The sequence below is a fragment of the Streptomyces eurythermus genome, assembly GCF_014649115.1.
Taxonomy (GTDB): domain Bacteria; phylum Actinomycetota; class Actinomycetes; order Streptomycetales; family Streptomycetaceae; genus Streptomyces; species Streptomyces eurythermus.
In genome coordinates this window covers 425,598-447,248 of sequence record NZ_BMSK01000004.1, presented here as the reverse complement: position 1 = coordinate 447,248, position 21,651 = coordinate 425,598, and the positions used below count along the sequence as shown (strand labels likewise).

21 protein-coding genes are annotated in these 21,651 nt (G+C 71.5%); 12 read left to right on the top strand and 9 right to left on the bottom strand.

Features of this window, described 5'->3' with window-relative positions; translation table 11 throughout:
- Positions 1-66 precede the first annotated feature (66 nt).
- The gene (locus IE251_RS09910; RefSeq protein WP_030783198.1) at positions 67-282 is read left to right on the top strand and encodes a hypothetical protein; all 216 of its coding nucleotides are present in this window, start codon (positions 67-69) and stop codon (positions 280-282) included.
- Between the two features lie 91 nt (positions 283-373).
- Here IE251_RS09910 and IE251_RS09905 read toward each other — a convergent pair whose 3' ends face one another.
- The 3 genes from IE251_RS09905 to IE251_RS09895 form a co-directional block, all read right to left on the bottom strand.
- Positions 374-1,453, bottom strand: a complete 1,080-nt coding sequence (locus IE251_RS09905) for a S1C family serine protease (protein ID WP_189752524.1) — start codon at positions 1,451-1,453, stop codon at positions 374-376.
- A gap of 56 nt (positions 1,454-1,509) precedes the next feature.
- Positions 1,510-2,211: a class I SAM-dependent methyltransferase gene (locus IE251_RS09900; protein WP_189752523.1), complete on the bottom strand. Its 702-nt coding sequence runs from the start codon at positions 2,209-2,211 to the stop codon at positions 1,510-1,512.
- Positions 2,212-2,294: 83 nt separating this feature from the next.
- Positions 2,295-2,891: a DUF3043 domain-containing protein gene (locus IE251_RS09895; protein WP_030783206.1), complete on the bottom strand. Its 597-nt coding sequence runs from the start codon at positions 2,889-2,891 to the stop codon at positions 2,295-2,297.
- 304 nt (positions 2,892-3,195) lie between these two features.
- On the opposite strand from IE251_RS09895, the gene IE251_RS09890 reads away from it, so the two are divergent.
- Both IE251_RS09890 and pspAA read left to right on the top strand, forming a co-directional pair.
- Complete coding sequence (locus IE251_RS09890; protein ID WP_189752521.1) at positions 3,196-3,987, top strand: PspA/IM30 family protein; 792 nt, start codon at positions 3,196-3,198, stop codon at positions 3,985-3,987.
- Between the two features lie 32 nt (positions 3,988-4,019).
- Positions 4,020-4,298 (top strand): PspA-associated protein PspAA, encoded by a 279-nt coding sequence (gene pspAA, locus IE251_RS09885; protein WP_189752520.1) that lies wholly within the window; start codon positions 4,020-4,022, stop codon positions 4,296-4,298.
- Positions 4,299-4,314: 16 nt separating this feature from the next.
- On the opposite strand, the gene IE251_RS09880 is transcribed toward pspAA, so the two are convergent.
- Entirely contained in the window at positions 4,315-4,806 is a 492-nt protein-coding gene (locus IE251_RS09880) for an EF-hand domain-containing protein (protein WP_189752595.1), read from the bottom strand.
- A 162-nt stretch (positions 4,807-4,968) separates the two neighbouring features.
- On the opposite strand from IE251_RS09880, the gene IE251_RS09875 reads away from it, so the two are divergent.
- The 3 genes from IE251_RS09875 (at position 4,969) to IE251_RS09865 (ending at position 10,092) form a co-directional block, all read left to right on the top strand.
- A complete protein-coding gene (locus tag IE251_RS09875; protein WP_189752519.1) occupies positions 4,969-6,186 on the top strand; it encodes a sensor histidine kinase in 1,218 nt (405 codons plus the stop codon).
- The gene (locus tag IE251_RS09870; RefSeq protein WP_189752518.1) at positions 6,183-6,863 is read left to right on the top strand and encodes a response regulator; all 681 of its coding nucleotides are present in this window, start codon (positions 6,183-6,185) and stop codon (positions 6,861-6,863) included. Before IE251_RS09875 ends, IE251_RS09870 begins: the two co-directional genes overlap by 4 nt.
- 133 nt (positions 6,864-6,996) lie before the next feature.
- Positions 6,997-10,092, top strand: coding sequence for an efflux RND transporter permease subunit (locus tag IE251_RS09865; protein ID WP_189752517.1), 3,096 nt, complete (start codon positions 6,997-6,999; stop codon positions 10,090-10,092).
- Between the two features lie 69 nt (positions 10,093-10,161).
- On the opposite strand, the gene nadA is transcribed toward IE251_RS09865, so the two are convergent.
- The gene (nadA, locus tag IE251_RS09860; RefSeq protein ID WP_189752516.1) at positions 10,162-11,346 is read right to left on the bottom strand and encodes a quinolinate synthase NadA; all 1,185 of its coding nucleotides are present in this window, start codon (positions 11,344-11,346) and stop codon (positions 10,162-10,164) included.
- A 272-nt stretch (positions 11,347-11,618) separates the two neighbouring features.
- Between nadA and IE251_RS09855 the strand changes: the two genes are divergently transcribed.
- A complete protein-coding gene (locus tag IE251_RS09855) occupies positions 11,619-11,975 on the top strand; it encodes an iron-sulfur cluster assembly accessory protein (protein ID WP_030340884.1) in 357 nt (118 codons plus the stop codon).
- A 128-nt stretch (positions 11,976-12,103) separates the two neighbouring features.
- On the opposite strand, the gene IE251_RS09850 is transcribed toward IE251_RS09855, so the two are convergent.
- Positions 12,104-13,585: a hypothetical protein gene (locus tag IE251_RS09850; RefSeq protein WP_229896675.1), complete on the bottom strand. Its 1,482-nt coding sequence runs from the start codon at positions 13,583-13,585 to the stop codon at positions 12,104-12,106.
- A 98-nt stretch (positions 13,586-13,683) separates the two neighbouring features.
- Positions 13,684-13,893, bottom strand: coding sequence for a hypothetical protein (locus tag IE251_RS09845; protein WP_189752515.1), 210 nt, complete (start codon positions 13,891-13,893; stop codon positions 13,684-13,686).
- Between the two features lie 129 nt (positions 13,894-14,022).
- Here IE251_RS09845 and IE251_RS09840 point away from each other — a divergent pair, with 129 nt between their 5' ends.
- A complete protein-coding gene (locus IE251_RS09840) occupies positions 14,023-14,997 on the top strand; it encodes a carbohydrate kinase family protein (protein WP_189752514.1) in 975 nt (324 codons plus the stop codon).
- Between the two features lie 14 nt (positions 14,998-15,011).
- Here the strand turns inward: IE251_RS09840 and IE251_RS09835 are convergent, their stop codons facing one another.
- Positions 15,012-16,388: a cysteine desulfurase/sulfurtransferase TusA family protein gene (locus tag IE251_RS09835; RefSeq protein WP_189752513.1), complete on the bottom strand. Its 1,377-nt coding sequence runs from the start codon at positions 16,386-16,388 to the stop codon at positions 15,012-15,014.
- Positions 16,389-16,645: 257 nt separating this feature from the next.
- On the opposite strand from IE251_RS09835, the gene ctaC reads away from it, so the two are divergent.
- From ctaC to IE251_RS09815, 4 genes are all read left to right on the top strand, one after another.
- Positions 16,646-17,605 (top strand): aa3-type cytochrome oxidase subunit II, encoded by a 960-nt coding sequence (ctaC, locus tag IE251_RS09830; RefSeq protein ID WP_030616660.1) that lies wholly within the window; start codon positions 16,646-16,648, stop codon positions 17,603-17,605.
- Positions 17,602-19,335, top strand: coding sequence for an aa3-type cytochrome oxidase subunit I (gene ctaD / locus IE251_RS09825; RefSeq protein ID WP_030616657.1), 1,734 nt, complete (start codon positions 17,602-17,604; stop codon positions 19,333-19,335). The genes ctaC and ctaD overlap by 4 nt, the downstream gene beginning before the upstream one ends.
- The gene (locus IE251_RS09820) at positions 19,332-19,730 is read left to right on the top strand and encodes a cytochrome c oxidase subunit 4 (RefSeq protein ID WP_189752512.1); all 399 of its coding nucleotides are present in this window, start codon (positions 19,332-19,334) and stop codon (positions 19,728-19,730) included. Before ctaD ends, IE251_RS09820 begins: the two co-directional genes overlap by 4 nt.
- A gap of 130 nt (positions 19,731-19,860) precedes the next feature.
- Complete coding sequence (locus tag IE251_RS09815; RefSeq protein WP_189752511.1) at positions 19,861-21,123, top strand: L,D-transpeptidase; 1,263 nt, start codon at positions 19,861-19,863, stop codon at positions 21,121-21,123.
- A 107-nt stretch (positions 21,124-21,230) separates the two neighbouring features.
- Here the strand turns inward: IE251_RS09815 and IE251_RS09810 are convergent, their stop codons facing one another.
- Positions 21,231-21,632: a response regulator gene (locus IE251_RS09810; protein WP_189752510.1), complete on the bottom strand. Its 402-nt coding sequence runs from the start codon at positions 21,630-21,632 to the stop codon at positions 21,231-21,233.
- Positions 21,633-21,651: the final 19 nt, after the last annotated feature.

Below are 21,651 nucleotides of genomic sequence, written 5' to 3'. Positions count from 1 at the left end.
CCCCTCCCGGTGGGTCTTGCGCTTCCGGCTAGGCTGCCAGCAGGTGTTGGAACGAAGGAGGCCTGTATGACGGCATGGACGTGGCGGTTCGAGAAGGCCGACGGGACGGAGGTCCAGCCCGCCGTCCGGCCCGAGGAGTTCACCACGCAGGGCGATGCCGAGTCCTGGATCGGCGAGAACTGGAAGGCGCTGCTGGAGGGCGGGGCCGACCAGGTGCGGCTGTTCGAGGAGGGGACCGAGATCTACGGGCCGATGAGCCTGCGCGCCGACGCCCCGGCCTGACCGGACCGGCACGGGCGGTGGGGAGGGGCCCGCTCTCCCGGAAGGGCCACGCTCTGCCGGAGGGGCCCGCTTCGCTGCAGGGGCCCTCTCCTCACTGCTCGCCCAGCGTCACCTGTGCCGTGCGCTCGTCGCCGTCGCGCAGGTACGTCACCGTCGTCCGCCGGCCCGGCCGGGCCGTGGCCAGCGCCTCGGCGAGCGAGGTGATGGTGGAGATCCGCCGGCCGCCCAGCCTGGTGAGGATGTCACCGGGCCTGAGCCCCGCCCGGTCGGCGGCGCCGCCGGGGCGGGCGGTGACCACCGCCACCCCGACCGGCTGGTAGCGGTCGTCGACGACGGTCCGCGCGGTGATGTCGAGGGCCGCCCGCCCGGAGTCGACGACCTTGCCCTCCTTGACGATCTGGTCGGCGACCGTCTTCACCATCGTCGCCGGGATGGCGAACCCGATGCCCGGCGCCGCGCCGCCGCCGAGGCTCTGGTCGACGGCCGCCAGCGTCGGGATGCCGATCACCCGCCCGTCCAGGTCGACCAGGGCGCCGCCGCTGTTGCCCGGGTTGATCGCGGCCGAGGTCTGCACCATGTTGGCGATGGTCGCGCCCGTGCCGCCGCCCGAGTCGCCCTCGCTGACGGTCCGCCCGGTCGCCGAGACGATGCCCTGGGTCACGCTGGACGACAGCCCCAGCGGCGACCCCATGGCCAGCACGATCTGGCCCACCGCCACCTTCCCGGAGTCCCCGAACACCGCCGGCCGCAGCCCGTCCGGCACCTTTTCCAGCCGGATCACGGCGAGATCCTGCTCGGGGTAGGAGTAGACCAGGCGCGCGGTGAGCGGCTCCTCGTTGTTGGCCGTGGTCACCTGGAACGTCGTCTCCGAGCCGACCACGTGCGCGTTGGTGACGATGTGCCCGTCGCCGTCGTACACCACCCCGGAGCCCAGGTCCCGGCTCGCCTGGATCTGCACGACCGAGGGCAGCACCTCCTTGATGACGCGCAGATACCGGCTCTGCAGATCGTCCGCGGCCATCGGCACGGCCGCCCCGGGGCTCGCCGGGGTGTCCCGCCCGGCCGGGGCGGCGGGGGTGGTGCAGCCGGCGGCGAGGGCCGCGCAGCACGCCAGCGCGGCGGCGAGGACGGCGGTACGGGGGGAACGCGCGCGGATACGGGAAGCGTCCATGTCCCGAGTGTCACCGCACGGTGATCAGCCGTCCCGTGCGCTTGCCCCGAACGGGCTCAGCCCCGTACCCCGCACAGATGCAGCAGCGCCGCCACCCCGCGGTAGGGGTCCGTGCGCCCGGCCCGCTCCTCGACCGCGAGCAGCGTCGGCAGGTCCTGGGGCAGCGCCGCGTTGTGCGCCGCCGTGTCCGTGAACACCCGCACGCCGTACCAGGCCTGCAACGGGGCGGCGATCCCGGCGAGCGTGGCGGTCAGCGCGGACAGCCGGTCGGCGCGCACGTCCAGGCCCAGCCGGTTGCGGTAGGTGGTGGTGTCGAAGGCGGCGAGGGCGCCCGCCCAGTCACCGCCGAGGCCCGGCCGCATGGCGAGCGCGTCGCCGTTGCGCACCAGCAGGGAGAGCAGGCCACCGGGGGCGAGCATCCGGGCCAGGCCCGCCACCAGCGGATCGGGGTCCTCCACGTACATCAGTACGGCGTGGCACAGCACCACGTCGAAGCTGCCGGGCCGGAAGTGCACCCCGGTGTCCCGGCCGTCGCCCTGCACCAGCCGCACCCGCTGCCGGATGCCCTCCGGCTCCAGGGCCAGGTTCGCGCGGGCGGCGGCGATCATCCTGGGGTCCCGTTCGACCCCGGTCACCTCGTGGCCGAGCCGGGCCAGCCGAAGCGCCTGCGCGCCCTGGCCCATCCCCACGTCGAGCACCCGCAGCCGCCGCCCGACCGGGAACCGCCCGGCTATCTGTTCGTCCAGCTGCCGGGTCACCAGCTCCTGGGACACGAGGTCGCGCAGCCCGCCCAGCTCGTGCGGCCGGGCCGGCGACGTCCCCCCGGTGAACGCGTCGGCGCTCAGGGCCGCTCTCCGCGCTTGACCCGCGGCTTCGGCAGGCGCAGCCGGCGCATCTGGAGGGACCGCATCAGCGCGTAGGCGACCGCGCCGCGGGTGTTCTCGTCCGGGAAGCGCTCCGCGAGCCGCTTCTTCAGCCGGAAGCCGCTCACCGCCGCGTCCAGCACGATCAGCACGATCACGATCAGCCACAGCAGCAGCGCGAGACTCTGGATCGCCCCGACCCGCACCACGCTCAGCACCAGGATGACCACGGCGAGCGGCAGGAAGAACTCCGCCACGTTGAACCGCGAGTCGACCCAGTCCCGGGCGAACCGGCGGACCGGGCCCTTGTCCCGGGCGGGCAGATAGCGCTCGTCCCCGTTGGCGAGCGCCTGGCGCTGCCGTTCCAGGGCCTGCCGCCGCTCCTCGCGCTGGCGCTTCGCGGCCTCCTTGCGGTTCGTCGGCGTATGGGCGACGCTGCGGCGCTGGGTACGGGCCTCACTGCGCTTGGGCGTGGGCCTGCCCTTGGGGGCCTGCGGGTCACGGGGCTGCTTGGAGTCGGTCACCGCCGCCTTGGTGGCGGGGGCCTTCTCTTCCTTGGCACGGCTACGGAACACAAATCCCAAGGGTAAGGGCTGCACCGGCATGGACCCAGCCCGGTGGGGAACGATCCGGCAACGCCGTACGTCTGGAGAGGACAGAGGGAGACACGGGGAGACACGGGAAGACACGGAAAGGGCGGAGGGGGACCGGGGAGTGGGATCACCTACTCCTTGAGCCGGAGCGGAGCGGTCCGCAGTCGTCCTCGGGGAGGAGCGCATCGCCCCGCGAACAGTGCGGTAATGGAGACAGGGCCCGTACTGTGGGTCTTGTCGCAGGATCGGTGAGCTGGAGTCCGTCAGAAGGGGGCGCGCGAAGCCCATGAGCGGTGTCATGAAGCGTATGGGGATGATCTTCCGCGCGAAGGCGAACAAGGCCCTGGACCGGGCCGAGGACCCGCGCGAGACCCTCGACTACTCGTACCAGAAGCAGCTGGAACTGCTGCAGAAGGTGCGGCGCGGCGTCGCCGACGTGGCGACCAGCCGCAAGCGCCTGGAGCTCCAGCTCGGCCAGCTCCAGCAGCAGTCCGCCAAGCTGGAGGACCAGGGCCGCAAGGCGCTCGCGCTCGGCCGGGAGGACCTGGCCCGCGAGGCGCTGTCCCGCAAGGCCGCGCTCCAGCAGCAGGTCACCGATCTGGAGACGCAGCACGCCACCCTCCAGGGCGAGGAGGAGAAGCTGACCCTGGCGGCCCAGCGCCTCCAGGCCAAGGTGGACGCCTTCCGCACGAAGAAGGAGACCCTGAAGGCCACCTACACCGCCGCCCAGGCCCAGACCCGCATCGGCGAGGCGTTCTCCGGCATCTCCGAGGAGATGGGCGACGTCGGCCTCGCCATCCAGCGCGCCGAGGACAAGACCGCCCAGATGCAGGCCCGGGCCGGCGCCATCGACGAGCTGCTCGCCTCCGGCGCCCTGGACGACCCCTCCGGGATGCGCAAGGACGACATCCAGGCCGAGCTGGACCGGCTCTCCGGTGGTACGGATGTAGAGCTGGAACTGCAGCGCATGAAGGCCGAGCTGGCCGGAGGCGCCCCGCAGCAGGCCATCGAGGGCGGCGCCGGTCAGGGGCAGTCCCAGCAGCAGCCGCAGGACACCCCGCGCTTCGACAAGCAGTAGCCGGCGCCGGGGCCCGAGCCGAGGAGGCCGACATGATCGTACGGATCATGGGGGAGGGCCAGGTGCGGGTGGAAGACGCCCACCTCGCCGAACTGAACAGGCTGGACGACGAACTGCTCGCCGAGATGGAGAGCGGCGACGAGGACGGCTTCCGCCGCACGCTCACCGCGCTGCTGGACGCCGTCCGCCGCCTCGGCACCCCGCTTCCGGACGATGCGCTGGAACCGTCCGACCTGATCCTGCCGTCGCCGGACGCGACCCTGGAGGAGGTCCGGGAACTCCTGACCGACGACGGCCTCATCCCGGGTTGACCGGGTCCGGCCGGGGCTAGGACGTGTACCGGGTCTCCAGGTACCGGGTGTACTCGCTCCTCTCCAGGTGCCCGTCGCCGTCGGCGTCGATCTCCATGAACTCCGCCAGGGCCTCCTGAGCGGGCAGTCCCTTGGCCTGCTGCCACGCCAGCCACTCGGTCACCGAGACCTTGCCGTCACCGTCCTCGTCGGACATCTCCAGCACGGCCACCTCGAAGGGGACGGCGGTCCGCTCCAGGAACTCGGGGCGCCGGTAGGCGGTGACGAACTCGCGGGCCGAGACCGTGCCGTTCCCGTCGCTGTCCAGGCCGGCGCGCAGATCGTCCCAGAGCCGGTTGCCGAGGTCGGTGATCCGCCGCCAGCGCTCGCTGCCCGGGACGGCGCCGGACCGCAGCAGCGTGCCCTGCACCAGCTGGTCGAGGTCCACCTGCGCGATCGTGCCGTCCCCGTCGGTGTCGAGCTGCCGGAACAGCGTCTGGAAGTAGTCCCGCTCGGCCTTGGTCACCATGGGTCTCACCCGTCCTCATACGTCTCGCCGGTCACGTGTGCCCTCAGACTGCCGAAGGAGCCGGGCGCCGGAACGGACGTTCACCAGGTGATCACCCGAACGGGCGACCCAGTGTCCTCCGGCCCGGTCCACGGCGTCCGAGGGGCGCCGTACTGTTCCCGGGTGAGCACTCTCGAACGCGCCTGGTGCGGCCTGAAGGCCCACCCCCTCGCCCTGGACGCGGCCCTGGCCGCCGGCGTCCTGGTGTGCATGGTCGCCGGCTCCTTCGCGGTGCCGAGGGACGGGCACGGCGTCACCTGGGGCGTGCGCACCCCGGACACCCTCAGCCTGCTCCTGATGCTGCTCGGCGCCGTCGCGCTGGTCTTCCGCCGCCGCCGGCCCCGCGCCGTGCTCGCCGTCACCGGCACGCTCTCCGTGGTCGAGTGCGTCACCGGCGACCCGCGCGCCCCGGTCGCGATGTCCGCCGTCGTCGCCCTGTACACCGTCGCCGCGACCACCGACCGCCCCACCACCTGGCGGCTCGGCCTGCTCACCATGACCGTGCTGACGGCCGCCGCCATGCTCGCCGGCCCGCTGCCCTGGTACGCCCAGGAGAACCTGGGCGTGCTCGCCTGGACCGGCATCGGCGCCACCGCCGGGGACGCCGTACGCAGCCGCCGCGCCGTCGTGCAGGCCATCCGGGACCGCGCCGAACGCGCCGAACGCACCCGGGAGGAGGAGGCCCGCCGAAGGGTCGCCGAGGAACGGCTGCGCATCGCCCGCGATCTGCACGACGTCGTCGCCCACCACATCGCCCTGGTGAACGTGCAGGCCGGGGTCGCCGCCCACGTCATGGACAAGCGGCCCGACCAGGCCAAGGAGGCCCTCGCCCACGTCCGCGAGGCCGGCCGCAGCGCGCTGAACGAACTGCGCGCCACCGTCGGCCTGCTGCGCCAGTCCGACGACCCGGAGGCCCCCACCGAGCCCGCCCCCGGCCTGAGCCGCCTGGCCGAGCTGGCGGCCACCTTCCGCAACGCCGGCCTGCCCGTGGAGGTGGCCTGCGCCGACCGGCCCGGCGACCTGCCCGCCGCCGTCGACCTGGCCGCCTACCGGATCGTGCAGGAGGCCCTGACCAACGTGCGCAAGCACGCAGGACCCGCGGCCCGGGCGGAGGTGAGCGTCGTACGCGTCGGACCCGACCTGGAGGTCACCGTGCTGGACGACGGGGAGGGCGGGCCCGGCACGCCCGAGGACGGCGGCGGGCACGGGCTGCTCGGCATGCGCGAGCGGGTCACCGCCCTCGGCGGCACCCTGACCACCGGACCCCGCTACGGCGGCGGCTTCCGCGTCCATGCGATCCTGCCGGTCCACCCGACGACCGCCCAGGGGGAGCCCGTATGACCATCCGTGTCCTGCTCGCCGACGACCAGGCACTGCTGCGCAGCGCGTTCCGGGTGCTGGTCGACTCCGAGCCCGGCATGGAGGTGGTGGGGGAGGCGTCCGACGGCGCGGAGGCGGTCCGGCTGGCCCGCGAGCACACCCCCGACGTCGTCCTGATGGACATCCGGATGCCCGGCACCGACGGCCTCGCCGCCACCCGGGAGATCGGCGCCGACCCCGCCCTGGCCCGGGTCCGCGTGGTCATCCTGACCACCTTCGAGGTGGACGACTACGTGGTCCAGGCGCTGCGCGCCGGCGCTTCCGGCTTCCTCGGCAAGGGCAGCGAGCCGGAGGAGCTGCTGACCGCCATCCGGGTCGCGGCCGGCGGGGAGGCCCTGCTCTCCCCGGCCGCCACCAAGGGCCTGATCGCCCGCTTCCTCGCCCAGGGCGACACCGGCGCCGTGCCCGACCCCGCCCGCGCCGAGCGGCTCGCCACGCTCACCGGCCGGGAGCGGGAAGTGCTCGTCCAGGTGGCCGGCGGTCACTCCAACGACGAGATCGCCGAGCGCCTCGCGGTCAGCCCGCTGACGGTGAAGACGCACGTCAACCGGGCCATGGCCAAGCTGGGCGCGCGGGACCGGGCGCAGCTGGTCGTCATCGCGTACGAGTCGGGGCTGGTCCGTCCGAGGAGGGACTGATCTCCACCCGCGTGTACTGCGCGCGGAGTAGGGGCCCGGCGGGGAACGGGACCTGGGGCCTACGGCGGGGCCGTCCGGGATGGCTCAGGGTGGTGGAGACCTGTGCCGTCCCCGGGATGAGAGAACCTGATCCATGTCCTGGCTGTCCCGCTTCAGCCTCGCGCAACGGGCCCTCGTCGGGCTCGTGTCGCTGGTCGCGCTCGCCTTCGGGCTGATCGCGATACCCCAGATCAAACAGCAGCTGCTGCCCACCATAGAACTGCCCATGGTGTCGGTGATCGCGCCGTACCAGGGCGCCTCGCCCGACGTGGTCGAGAAGCAGGTCGTCGAGCCCCTCGAGGACAACCTCCAGGGCGTCGACGGCGTCACCGGTGTCACCTCCACCGCGAGCGAGGGCAACGCCGTGATCATGGCGTCCTTCGACTACGGCAACGACACCGCGCGGATCGTCGCCGACGTCCAGCAGGCGGTGAACCGGGCCCGCAACCAGCTCCCGGACGACGTCGACCCCCAGGTGGTCTCCGGGTCCACCGACGACCTGCCGACCGTGGTCCTCGCCGTCACCTCCGACAAGGACCAGCAGGCGCTCGCGGACCAGCTCGACACCACGGTGGTCCCGGCCCTGAAGGACATCGACGGCGTCGGCCGCGTGCAGGTCATGGGCGTCCGCGACCGCCAGGTCACCGTCACCCCGGACGACGCGAAGCTCGCGCGCGCCGGTCTCACCGCCGCCGACCTCGGCCAGGCCCTCCAGGCGGGCGGCGCCACCGTCCCGGCCGGCTCCTTCGACGAGGACGGCGCCAACCGCACCGTCCAGGTCGGCGGCGGCTTCACCTCGCTGAAGCAGATCCAGGACCTGATGGTCACCGGCAAGGGCGAGCCGGTCCGCCTCGGCGACGTGGCGACCGTCGAGGAGCGCCCGGCCCCGGCCGACTCCCTCGCCCGCACCGACGGCCGGCCCAGCCTCGCCGTCAACGTCACGATGGCCCACGACGGCAGCGCGGTCTCCATCTCCAACGCGGTCAAGGACAAGCTGCCCGCACTGCGCGCGGACCTCGGCTCCGGCGCCGAGCTGACGGTCGTCAGCGACCAGGGTCCGGCCGTGTCCAAGTCCATCAAGGGCCTGACCACCGAGGGCGCGCTCGGTCTGCTCTTCGCGGTCGTGGTGATCCTGTTCTTCCTGGCGTCGGTCCGCTCGACCCTGGTCACGGCGGTGTCCATCCCGCTGTCCGTGGTCCTCGCCCTGCTGGTGCTGTGGACCCGCGGCCTGTCGCTGAACATGCTCACCCTCGGCGCGCTGACCATCGCCGTCGGCCGGGTCGTGGACGACTCGATCGTGGTCCTGGAGAACATCAAGCGGCACCTCGGCTACGGCGAGGAGCGCAAGGAGGCCATCCTCACCGCCGTGCGCGAGGTGGCCGGCGCGGTCACCTCCTCCACCCTCACCACGGTCGCCGTGTTCCTGCCGATCGGCCTGGTCGGCGGCATGGTGGGCGCCCTGTTCGGCTCGTTCAGCATCACCGTGACGGCGGCCCTGCTGGCCTCCCTGCTGGTGTCGCTGACGGTCGTGCCGGTGCTGTCGTACTGGTTCCTGCGCGCCCCCAAGGGCACCCCCGACGACGCCGCGGAGGCCCGCCGCAAGGCCGAGGAGAAGGAGGCCGACAGCCGTCTGCAGCGCGCCTACGTCCCCGTACTGCGGTTCGCCACCCGGCGCCGGCTCACCAGCGTGCTCATCGCGCTCGTCGTCCTGGTCGTCACCTTCGGCATGTCCGGCCTGCTGAAGACGAACTTCTTCGACCAGGGCGAGCAGGAGGTCCTCACGATCAAGCAGAAGCTGAAGCCCGGCACCAGCCTGGCGGCCACCGACACGCAGGCCCGGCGGGTGGAGAAGTTGCTGGCCTCCACCGAGGGAGTGAAGGACTACCAGGTCACCGTCGGCTCCTCCGGCCTCCTGGCGGCCTTCGGCGGCGGCACCGACACCAACCAGGCGTCGTACCAGGTCATGCTGGAGGACTCCGCCTCCTACGACGAGGTGCGGCGGCACCTGGAGGACGGGCTGAAGAAGCTCGACGGCATCGGTACGACCACCGTCTCGGCCGGTGACGGCTTCGGCAGCCAGGACCTGAGCGTGGTGGTCAAGGCATCCGACCCGAAGGCGCTGCGGACGGCGGCGGAGCAGGTCCGCGCCACTGTCGCCGGCCTCGACCACGTCACGGACGTCACCAGCGACCTCGCGCAGAGCGTGCCGCGGATCTCGGTCAGGGCCAACGCGAAGGCGGCGGCCGCCGGGTTCGACGACCAGAAGCTCGGCGCGGCGGTCGCGCAGGCGGTGCGCGGCACGACGGCGGCCAAGGCGGTCCTGGACGACACCGAGCGGGACGTCGTCGTACGGCCGGCCGAGCCCGCGACCACCCTGGATCGGCTGAAGGACCTGCGCCTCGGCCCGGTGAAGCTCGGCGACATCGCCACGGTGAAGCTGGTCGACGGCCCCGTGTCCATGACCCGCATCGACGGGCAGCGCGCGGCCACCGTCACGGCCCGGCCGACGGGCGACAACACGGGCGCGATCAGCGGCAAGCTCCAGTCGAGGATCAAGGCGCTGAAGCTCCCGGCGGGCGCCACGGCCGAGATCGGCGGTGTCTCCTCCGACCAGGACGACGCGTTCAAGAACCTGGGCCTGGCCATGCTGGCGGCCATCGCGATCGTCTTCGTGCTGCTGGTCGCGACGTTCCGCTCGCTCGCCCAGCCGCTGATCCTGCTGGTCTCCGTCCCCTTCGCGGCGACCGGCGCGATCGGCCTGCTGGTGGCCACCGGCACCCCGATGGGCGTGCCCGCGATGATCGGCATGCTGATGCTGATCGGCATCGTGGTGACCAACGCGATCGTGCTGATCGACCTGATCAACCAGTACCGGGCACAGGGCCACGGCGTGGTGGACGCCGTGATCGAGGGCGGCCGGCACCGGCTCCGCCCGATCCTGATGACGGCGCTGGCGACCATCTTCGCCCTGCTCCCGATGGCCCTGGGCGTCACCGGCGAGGGCGGCTTCATCGCCCAGCCCCTCGCCGTGGTCGTCATCGGCGGCCTGATCACCTCCACCCTGCTGACCCTCCTCCTCGTCCCGACGCTCTACGCGATGCTGGAGCTGCGCAAGGAGCGCCGGGCGAAGAAGCGGGCGGCGAAGCGGCGGCCGGACACGGAACGGACGCCGGAGCCGGCCGGGGTCTAGCCACGGCGGAAAGCAGGAAGGGGCCGCACCCGAGGGTGCGGCCCCTTCCTCACGTCGTACCGCCGGGGGCTACGGCAGCGCCAGCATCCGCTCCAGCGCCAGCTTGGCGAACGCCTCCGTCTCCTTGTCGACCTCGATCCGGTTGACCAGGTTGCCCTCGGCCAGCGACTCCAGCGCCCAGACCAGGTGGGGCAGGTCGATGCGGTTCATGGTCGAGCAGAAGCAGACCGTACGGTCGAGGAAGACGATCTCCTTGCCCTCGGGCGCGAAACGGTTCGCCAGCCGCCGGACCAGGTTCAGCTCGGTGCCGATGGCCCACTTGGAACCGGCCGGGGCGGCCTCCAGGGCCTTGATGATGTACTCGGTCGAGCCGACGTAGTCCGCCGCCGCGACGACCTCGTGCCGGCACTCCGGGTGGACCAGGACGTTCACCCTGGGGATGCGGGCACGCACGTCGTTGACCGAGTCCAGGCTGAACCGGCCGTGCACCGAGCAGTGGCCGCGCCAAAGGATCATCTTCGCGGCCCGCAGCTCCTCGGCGGTCAGGCCGCCGTTCGGCTTGTGCGGGTTGTAGACCACGCAGTCGTCCAGGGACATCCCCATGTCCCGGACGGCGGTGTTGCGCCCCAGGTGCTGGTCCGGCAGGAACAGCACCTTCTCGCCCTGCTCGAACGCCCAGTCGAGCGCCCGCTTGGCGTTGGAGGAGGTGCAGATCGTGCCGCCGTGCTTGCCGGTGAACGCCTTGATGTCGGCGGAGGAGTTCATGTACGAGACGGGGACGACCTGCTCGGCGATCCCGGCCTCGGTCAGCACGTCCCAGCACTCGGCGACCTGCTCGGCCGTCGCCATGTCCGCCATGGAGCAGCCGGCGGCCAGGTCGGGCAGGACCACCTTCTGGTCGTCGGACGTCAGGATGTCCGCCGACTCGGCCATGAAGTGCACACCGCAGAAGACGATGTACTCGGCCTCCGGGCGCGCGGCGGCGTCCCGGGCCAGCTTGAAGGAGTCACCCGTGACATCGGCGAACTGGATGACCTCGTCGCGCTGGTAGTGGTGGCCGAGCACGAAGACCTTGTCGCCGAGCTTCTCCTTGGCCGCGCGGGCGCGTTCGACCAGGTCGGGGTCGGACGGCGACGGCAGGTCGCCGGGACACTCGACGCCCCGCTCGCTCTTCGGGTCGGCCTCACGGCCGAGCAGCAGCAGGGCGAGCGGACTCGGCTGCACGTCGAGCTCCGGGGTCTGGGCGGTGGTCACGACACGCACCCTTTCTACTTTTCGTCTAACTGACGCTATTATCATAACCGCTTCATGTCACTTTGACGATGGCCATAGCGTCGATGTGACGTGAATCCCGCCGGGGCCCTTCTCCGAGCCGCTGTCCCCCCGACGGGCCATGTGCGAGCATGAGGAAGCGACACAAAAACGCGACAACGCGACAGCGCGATCGCCCGGCCCGGAATGAAACCGCGGCAGCGCCGGTTGCATACGTCGGCAAGCAGTCTCCGTACAACCCGGGAGAGATGTAGATGTCCGTATCGGACGAGACCACCACCGTCACCGACGGCATCATCCTGACCGACGCCGCCGCGGCCAAGGTCAAGGCCCTGCTCGACCAGGAAGGCCGCGACGACCTCGCGCTGCGTGTCGCCGTCCAGCCCGGCGGCTGCTCCGGCCTGCGCTACCAGCTCTTCTTCGACGAGCGCTCGCTCGACGGCGACGTCGTGAAGGACTTCGGCGGGGTCAAGGTCGTCACGGACCGCATGAGCGCTCCGTACCTGGGCGGCGCCACCGTCGACTTCGTGGACACGATCGAGAAGCAGGGCTTCACGATCGACAACCCGAACGCGACCGGCTCCTGCGCCTGCGGCGACTCCTTCAGCTGAGCCCAGACGGCACCGGACGGTGAAGGCGGCGGTCCCCTCCACGGGGGCCGCCGCCTTCGTCTGTCGCCAACCGGCGGGCCTTCGTCCGCCGGTGACCCGCCGGCCGGGTCAGGAACCAGCGGGCCGGTTCAGCGCGGCCGTGCCGACGCGTCCGGCCGCAGCGCGCCCGGCGCGGCCTCGGGGATCTCCCGGCCGTCCGCGCCGGTCACCGTCCGCCCGGCCGGCGGCGCGTCCAGCGTCACGGTCTTCACGTACTCCTTGGCGATCAGCACGCACACCCGGTCCGGCCAGGGCGTCTCGGTGACCGTCACCGTCACCCGGTCGCCGCTCTCCCGCGCCGAGACCCGGTAGTCGGCGCACACCCCGCCGGAGAACCCCACCCGCAGCATCCGCCCGTCGGCCGAGTACGAGGTCACCGGCACGCTCCGGCTCCTCCCGGACGGCACCGGCGCGGGGGACGCGGACGCGGAGGCGGGCGTCAGATACGCCGGGTCGACCGCCGGATACGTCACCGTGAACGCCTCGCCCCCGCCGGCCCCCCGCACCCGGAACAGCCAGGACGGCACCAGCGTCTGCCGCCCGCCCACCGAGTGCGCGGCCAACCCGAACACCGCCTTGTCCACGGAGAGCGTCTCCCGCGCCCGCTTCGGCACCCCCGTGGACGCCCCGCACGGCGCCTCCAGCCGGTCCTTCAGCGGCACCGGGCTCGCGCACCCGCCGATCCCCATCCGGTGGCCGCCCCCGGCCGCCCCGTTCATCAGCTCCAGCGTGCGCGCCGCGCCCAGCACGGGATACGTGTCGCCCTTCACCGGCGCGGCCAGCAGCCCGTGGCCGCCGACCAGTTCACCCCCGCGGCCGACGGTCAGGCCGGTCGTCCAGCCGTACGTGGGCAGCCCGCCCACCACCGGATCGGCGTCCACCACCCGCTGGGCGCCCGTCACCCGGCTCGCGTCGGTCCTCGCGCCCTCCAGCCCGGCCGCCTCCAGCACCGGCGCGGCCGCCCGCTCGGCGTCGGCCACGCCCACCGGATCGCCGGCCGGGGCGCCCGGGCCGGGGGAGCAGACGGTCACCTTGCGGCAGTCGTCGGTGCCGGGCGCGTACCGGCTGTACGACCAGCTGCCCGGCGCGTCCCGGTGCACCGTCAGGGCCGGTCCGGAGCCGTCCCGGCCGCCGACCCGCCAGATCCGGCCCTCGGCCACCGGGGTCCCGTCCATGCCGAGCGCCCGCGCCAGCCGCGCCACCCGCTCCCGGCCGGCCTCGGCCCCCGGCCCGTACACCGGTGCCGAGCCGGGTCCGTCCGGCAGTTCGCCGGCGGCCACGTACCGGGCACCGGACGGATCGGGCTCGCCGGGCGCGACACCGCCGGTGCCGGTGCCGGAACCGGTCCAGCCGTCCAGGGCGAGCGGCGGGGGAGTGCGGGCCCCCGCGGGCGCGGCCGGGGCGTCCGTGGACGCGCTCTGGCCGCCGGCCGCCAGGTAGGCCCCGCCGCCGCCGACGAGCAGCACGGCGGCGGTGGCGACGGAGACGACGAGCGCGGTGGGGCGCCGCCTCGTCCGTCCGGTCCCGTGGCGCTCCGGGGCGCCGGAGTCCTCAGGGTGCTCGGTGTTCACCGCATCGCTCCTCGCTGGTCGTGCCCCGCGCTCCCCGCGCGGGGGACGGCGATGGGACGCGGGAGGGCGGCGCGCGGTTCCCGGTCACGTCCTCCCGGTCAGTCGCCGTACTCCGACATCGCGTCCAGCAGCCGTGCCGACCGCGCCGGCACGGACACCCCGTGGATCCGGGACGGGGACACCGGACGGGACTCGGCCCGCTCCGGGGCCGCCCAGTGCGGAACCATCCGGGCGCAGTCGCCCCACAGCGAGGCGAGGCCGCCGTCGGGCTCGGCCGGGGGGCGGGAGAAGACCTCGGGGTTCGTCATGGGCGCACCGTACGCACGGCACGGGCCGCGAAGAAAGATCTACTATCGGGTAGTTTCGTCAGCTTCAGTGCGGGCGGCCGAACCGGTAGCGTGAACTGTCAATCCAGCCTCCCCAGGAGAATCCCCGTCGTGCGCATCGCAGTCACCGGCTCCATCGCCACCGACCACCTCATGACCTTCCCCGGCCGCTTCGCCGACCAGTTCGTCGCGGACCAGCTGCACACGGTTTCGCTCTCCTTCCTGGTCGACAACCTCGACGTCCGCCGCGGCGGCGTCGCCGCCAACATCGCCTTCGGCATGGGCCAGCTCGGCACCCGCCCGATCCTGGTCGGCGCCGCCGGCTTCGACTTCGACGAGTACCGGGCGTGGCTCGACCGGCACGGCGTGGACACGGACTCGGTCCGCATCTCCGAGACGCTGCACACCGCCCGCTTCGTGTGCACCACCGACGCCGACCACAACCAGATCGGCTCCTTCTACACCGGCGCGATGAGCGAGGCCCGCCTCATCGAGCTGAAGACCGTCGCGGACCGCGTGGGCGGCCTCGACCTGGTCCTCATCGGCGCCGACGACCCCGAGGCGATGCTCCGCCACACCGAGGAGTGCCGCTCCCGGAACATCCCGTTCGCCGCCGACTTCTCCCAGCAGATCGCCCGGATGGAGGGCGAGGAGATCCGGATACTGCTGGACGGCGCGACCTACCTCTTCTCCAACGAGTACGAGAAGGGCCTCATCGAGTCCAAGACCGGCTGGAGCGACGCGGAGATCCTGTCCAAGGTCGGCCACCGGGTCACCACCCTCGGCTCGCGGGGCGTGCGCATCGAGCGGACCGGCGCGGACCCGATCGAGGTCGGCTGCCCGGAGGAGGACCGCAAGGCCGACCCCACCGGCGTCGGCGACGCCTTCCGCGCGGGTTTCCTGTCCGGGCTGGCCTGGGGCGTCTCGCTGGAGCGCGCGGCGCAGATCGGGTGCATGCTCGCCACCCTGGTCATCGAGACCGTGGGGACGCAGGAGTACCAGCTGCGGCGGACCCACTTCATGGAGCGGTTCGTGAAGGCGTACGGCGAAGAGGCGGGCGAGGAGGTCCGCACCCACCTGAGCTGAGGTCCGCGGGGCGTTCAGCTCACCCGGCGGACCAGGTACGCCGTTCCCCGTTCCGCCGGTTCCTCGCCCACGTACTCCTGCCCCCGCATCTGGCACCACGCCGGGATGTCCAGGCGGGCGGCCTCGTCGTCCGACAGGACCCGTACGAGGCCGCCCACCGGGACCCCGCCGAACACCTTCGCCAGCTCGATGACCGGGATCGGGCAGCGCTTGCCCAGGGAGTCGACGACCAGCTCCCGAGCCCGGACGGCCGTCGCCGGCGCCGGTGCGCCCAGCTTCTCCCGCACCCCGGCCACCGTCCCCGGCAGCACCTCCAGGAACCGCTCCACGTCCTCCTCCGCCGTGCCGGGCGGCAGCGACACCCGGACGTTGCCCTCGCTCAGCACCCCCATCGCCTTCAGCACATGGCTGGGCGTCAGCGTGCTGGACGTGCACGAGGAGCCGGAGGAGACCGAGAAGCCGGCCCGGTCCAGCTCGTGCAACAGGGCCTCGCCGTCCACGTAGAGGCAGGAGAAGGTGACGATCCCGGGCAGCCGGCGCCCGGCGTCGCCGACCACCTCCACGTCCGGTACCAGCTGAGGCACCCGGACCCGGATCCGCTCCGTCAGCTCCCGCAGCCGTACCGCCTCCCGGGCCGCCTCGGCCCGTACCGCGCGCAGCGAGGCCACCGCCGCCACGATGGCCGGGATGTTCTCGAAACCGGGCGCCCGGCCCGACTCCCGCTCGTCCACCGGCCCTTGGGCGGCGAACCGCACCCCCTTGCGGACGACGAGCAGCCCGACCCCCGAGGGCCCGCCCCACTTGTGCGCGCTGGCCGTCAGCAGCGACCAGTCACCCCCGACCGGCCCCCAGCCCAGCGACTGCGCCGCGTCCACCAGCAGCGGCACCCCGGCGGCCCGGCACACCTCGGCCACCTCGGCCACCGGCTGCTCGGTGCCCACCTCGTGGTTGGCCGACTGCAGGCAGGCCAGCGCGGTGTCCGCCCGGAGCGCCTCCGCGTACCCCGAAGGGTCGACGGCTCCCGCCCGGTTGACGGCCACCTGGGTGACGCTCCCGCCGTCCGCCTCCCACGCCTCAGCCGAATGGAGTACGGAGGAGTGTTCGACGGCAGACACGATCAGGTGGCGTCCCACCCGCCGCCGCCCGGCCAACGCCCCCGCGATCCCGGTGTGTACGGCCCGCGTCCCGGACGGCGTGAACACCACCTCGTCGGCCCGGCAGCCGACGGCCTCCGCGGCCGCCTCCCGAGCCGCGTCCACCAACACCCGAGCCTTCCGCCCCTCCCGGTACAACCGCGCGGGATCGGCCCACCCCTCGTCCAGAGAGGCCAACAGAGCCTGTCGGGCAACCGGGTGGAGAGGAACGGCGGAGGCAGCGTCAAAGTAGGCCATACGGCAACGTTAAGACCCCGGCGGAGGCAGCCAACCCAGGGGCGCGGGGAACTGCGCGACCAGCCACGACACGCCCGCAGCCGCCAATTAAGCGAACCACTCCACTCAGTAGGCCCCCCTCCCCGCGAACCCTCGGAGAGCGTCGGCTAGGGTTTGGTCCGCATAAACATCCAAACCCCTGCCCGACGCAGGGCGGCGACCGACCAGCGAGAAGGCCGCAGCCGACCGCGCGGGCGAGACTCTCGGGAAGGCGCTACGTGAGTCCCAACGGCTCCGACCGCTCGCCGCGGCGCCCGATGCGGCGGAAGCTGCTGCAGGCACTGACCGCGGGCCTGGTCCTGGCGACCGCAACCGGTTGCACATACAAGGACTTCCCCCGCCTTGGCATGCCCACCCCGACCACGGAAGAGGCTCCGCGGATCCTCTCCCTGTGGCAGGGTTCCTGGGCTGCCGCGCTCGCCGTCGGCGTGCTGGTGTGGGGCCTGATCCTGTGGAGTGCTTTCTTCCACCGGCGCAGCCGCACCAAGGTCGAGGTTCCTCCGCAGACCCGGTACAACATGCCGATCGAGGCCCTGTACACCGTGGTCCCGATCATCATCATCTCGGTGCTCTTCTACTTCACGGCCCGGGACGAGTCGAAGCTCCTGGACACCTCCAAGAAGCCCGACGTCACGGTCAACGTGGTCGGCTTCCAGTGGAGCTGGGGCTTCAACTACATCGAGAACGTCCCCGGTTCCACCGGCGATGCCAAGACCGACAAGAACCTGGACGCCATTCCGGACCGGTTCAAGGACCAGTTCCCGGCGAACGCCGGCGGTGTCTACGACGTCGGTACGCCCGGCACGCGGAACCCGCAGACGAACAACCCCGGTCCGACGCTCTGGCTCCCCAAGGGCAAGACGGTCCGCTTCGTCCTGACCTCGCGTGACGTCATCCACTCCTTCTGGGTGGTGCCGTTCCTCATGAAGCAGGACGTCATTCCGGGCCACACCAACGCCTTCCAGGTGACCCCCAACAAGGAGGGCACCTTCCTCGGCAAGTGCGCCGAGCTCTGCGGCGTCGACCACTCCCGGATGCTGTTCAACGTGAAGGTCGTCTCCCCCGAGCGTTACGAGCAGCACCTCAAGGACCTCGCCAAGAAGGGGCAGACCGGTTACATTCCCGCCGGCATCGCGCAGACGAGCCACGAGAAGAACCGGGAGACGAACAACCTGTGAGCATCCTCAACGAACCCCAGGGTGCCGCGGCAGCTGAAGGCTCGTACGCCGACGAGCTGCCGGTCAGGCGCAAGCAACCCGGCAATGTCGTGGTGAAGTGGCTGACGACCACCGACCACAAGACGATCGGCACGCTGTATCTGGCGACGTCGTTCGCGTTCTTCCTGATCGGCGGCGTGATGGCGCTCATCATGCGCGCCGAGCTGGCCCGTCCGGGCCTGCAGATCATGTCGAACGAGCAGTTCAACCAGGCGTTCACGATGCACGGCACGATCATGCTGCTGATGTTCGCGACGCCGCTGTTCGCCGGTTTCGCGAACTGGATCATGCCGCTGCAGATCGGCGCGCCCGACGTGGCGTTCCCGCGGCTGAACATGTTCGCCTACTGGCTGTACCTGTTCGGCTCGCTCATCGCGGTGGCCGGCTTCCTCACCCCGCAGGGTGCGGCCGACTTCGGCTGGTTCGCCTACTCCCCGCTGTCGGACGCGGTCCGCTCGCCGGGCGTCGGCGCCGACATGTGGATCATGGGTCTGGCCTTCTCCGGCTTCGGCACGATCCTCGGCTCGGTCAACTTCATCACCACGATCATCTGCATGCGTGCCCCGGGCATGACCATGTTCCGGATGCCGATCTTCGTGTGGAACGTGCTGCTGACCGGTGTGCTGGTCCTGCTGGCCTTCCCGGTGCTGGCCGCCGCGCTGTTCGCCCTGGAGGCGGACCGCAAGTTCGGCGCCCACATCTTCGACGCGGCCAACGGCGGCGCACTGCTGTGGCAACACCTCTTCTGGTTCTTCGGACACCCAGAGGTGTACATCATCGCCCTGCCGTTCTTCGGCATCATCTCCGAAGTCATCCCGGTGTTCTCCCGTAAGCCGATGTTCGGCTACATGGGTCTGATCGCCGCGACGATCGCGATCGCCGGTCTGTCCGTGACCGTGTGGGCCCACCACATGTACGTCACCGGCGGGGTGCTGCTGCCGTTCTTCTCCTTCATGACCTTCCTGATCGCCGTGCCGACCGGTGTGAAGTTCTTCAACTGGATCGGCACGATGTGGAAGGGCTCGCTCTCCTTCGAGACGCCGATGCTCTGGGCCACCGGCTTCCTGATCACCTTCACGTTCGGTGGTCTGACCGGTGTCATCCTGGCCTCGCCGCCGATGGACTTCCACGTCTCCGACTCGTACTTCGTGGTGGCCCACTTCCACTACGTGGTCTTCGGTACGGTCGTCTTCGCCATGTTCTCCGGCTTCCACTTCTGGTGGCCGAAGTGGACCGGCAAGATGCTGGACGAGCGCCTCGGCAAGATCACCTTCTGGACGCTGTTCATCGGCTTCCACGGCACCTTCCTGGTCCAGCACTGGCTGGGCGCCGAGGGCATGCCGCGCCGGTACGCCGACTACCTGAACGCCGACGGCTTCACCGCGCTGAACACGGTGTCGACCATCAGCTCCTTCCTGCTCGGCCTGTCGATCCTGCCGTTCCTCTACAACGTGTGGAAGACGGCCAAGTACGGCAAGCCGGTCGGCGTGGACGACCCGTGGGGCTACGGCCGCTCCCTGGAGTGGGCGACCTCCTGCCCGCCGCCGCGGCACAACTTCCTCACCCTGCCGCGGATCCGCAGCGAATCCCCGGCGTTCGATCTGCACCACCCGGAGATCGCCGCGCTCGAACAGCTCGAGCACGCCGGTCACGGCACCGCCGTCGCGGGCAGCAAGGAGGCCGGCAAGTGAAGATCCAGGGTCGGATGTTCATCTGGCTGAGCGTCTTCATCCTGATCATGGCCATCGTGTATGGCGTGTGGTCGAAGGAGCCGGCCGGTACCACCGCGCTCTTCCTGGCCTTCGGCCTGGCCGTCATGATCGGCTTCTACCTGGGCTTCACCGCCCGGCGGGTCGACGCGGGCGCCCAGGACGACAAGGAGGCCGACGTCGCGGACGACGCGGGCGAGCTGGGCTTCTTCAGCCCGCACAGCTGGCAGCCGCTCATGCTGGGCTTCGGCGGTGCGATCGCCTTCCTCAGCATCGCGGTCGGCTGGTGGCTGATCTACTTCTCCGCCCCGTTCATCGTGATCGGCCTGTTCGGTTGGGTGTTCGAGTACTACCACGGTGAGAACCGGACCCAGTAGGGCATCGGACGCACCGGGAGCCCGGACCTTCCTCACGGAGGGTCCGGGCTCCACTCGTTTGCCGGAGCATCGTTCGCTCGGATGAGTGATCCGTCGCGCCGGTAATCATTTGATCTCATAGCGTGACCATATGAACCACACTGTGCGGACTCGTACCGTCGTCGGCTGCACCCTGCTGGTGACCGCCCTCGGTGCGGGCGTCACCGCTTGCGGTTCGGACGGCAACCCCCTGTCGGCCAGGCCGTACGACGCAGCGGACCTGATCTCCTTCAACGGCCCCACCGAAGCGGGCAGGCGAGCCGACCCGGACAAGCCCCTGGAGGTCACCGTCAACAGCGGTGAGGGCCGGATCACGGACGTCACCGCCCGGGACTCCACAGGGCGCTATGTGACGGGCGAACTGGCCGCCGACGGCAGCCGCTGGCACAGCACCTCCCCGCTGGCCGCGGGCGCCCACTACACGGTCACGGTGAGCACCGAGGACGAGGACGGCGCGCCCGGCCGCAAGACCCTCGCGTTCGACACCGGCAAGCCCGCCGGCAAGAAGCGCCTGGCCGTCACCTTCGGGCCGGGCACGGGCACCTACGGCGTCGGACAGCCCATCACCGCCCAACTGGACCAGGGGATCAAGGACAAGGCGCAGCGTGCCGTCGTGGAGCGGGCCCTGCGGGTGGAGTCCGTGCCGGCCGTGCCGGGCTCCTGGTACTGGGTGAACGACAAGGAGCTCCACTACCGGCCCAAGGAGTACTGGCCGGCCCACGCGACCATCCGGGTGCACAGCAACCTGGACGGCGTCCGTGTCAACGACCGGCTGTGGGGCGGGAAGTCCAAGCCGCTGAAGCTCACCACGGGGGACAAGGTCGAGGTCGTCACGGACGCCGCCGCGCACCAGCTGACGTACTACAAGAACGGCCAGCCCGTCGAGCAGATCCCGGTCACCACCGGCAAGCCCGGCTTCGAGACCCGCAACGGTGTCAAGGTCGTACTGGAGAAGCAGTACTTCGTACGGATGCGCGGCACCACCGTCGGCATCGCCGAGGGCACCTCGGACTCCTACGACCTGCCGGTGTACTACGCCACCCGGGTCACCTGGTCCGGCGAGTACGTCCACGCCGCGCCCTGGTCCGTCGGCTCGCAGGGCTACGAGAACGTCAGCCACGGCTGCGTCGGGATGAGCACGTCCAACGCCGAGTGGCTCTACGACAACATCCGCGAGGGCGACATCGTCAAGGTCGTCAACTCCCAGGGCCAGACCATGGAGCCCTTCGGCAACGGCTTCGGCGACTGGAACGTCGACTGGAAGAAGTGGCGCACGGGCAGCGCCCTGACGAACAGGACCCCGGACACCCCGGCACCGGCGGAGGCGGTACGCCTACAGCCGAGGGCCGCGTAAGCGCCCCGGAAGGGGCGCGGGACTGTGTCGAGATGCGGCTGCCGCCGCGTGGGCGCGAGAAGACCCTACCGGGCCGCACTCGCGCACGCTCCCCGCGCCCCGGGCTCCTACGCGCCCACAAGCCTCTTCTGACGCAGCAGAGAGGCCAGCGCGGCGGCGAACTCCACCGGATCCACCGGCAGCGTCACAGCCGCGTCCGCACGGCTCCACGTGGCCAGCCAGGCGTCCTGCGGCCGTCCCATGAGCAGCAGCACCGGCGGGCAGCCGAACACCTCGTCCTTGATCTGCCGGCACACGCCCATGCCGCCCATCGGCACGGCCTCGCCGTCCAGCACGCAGACGTCGATGCCCCCCTTGTCCAGCTCCCGCACCACCGCGGCCGGGGTGGCGCACTCCACGAACTCCACCAGGGGGACGTCCGGGGCGGGCCGGCGTCCGGCGGCCAGCCGTACTTGCTCGCGAGTGGTGGAGTCGTCGCTATAGACCAGCACCGTGGCGGTCGGCTGCATTGTTCCTCCGGGACGTCGG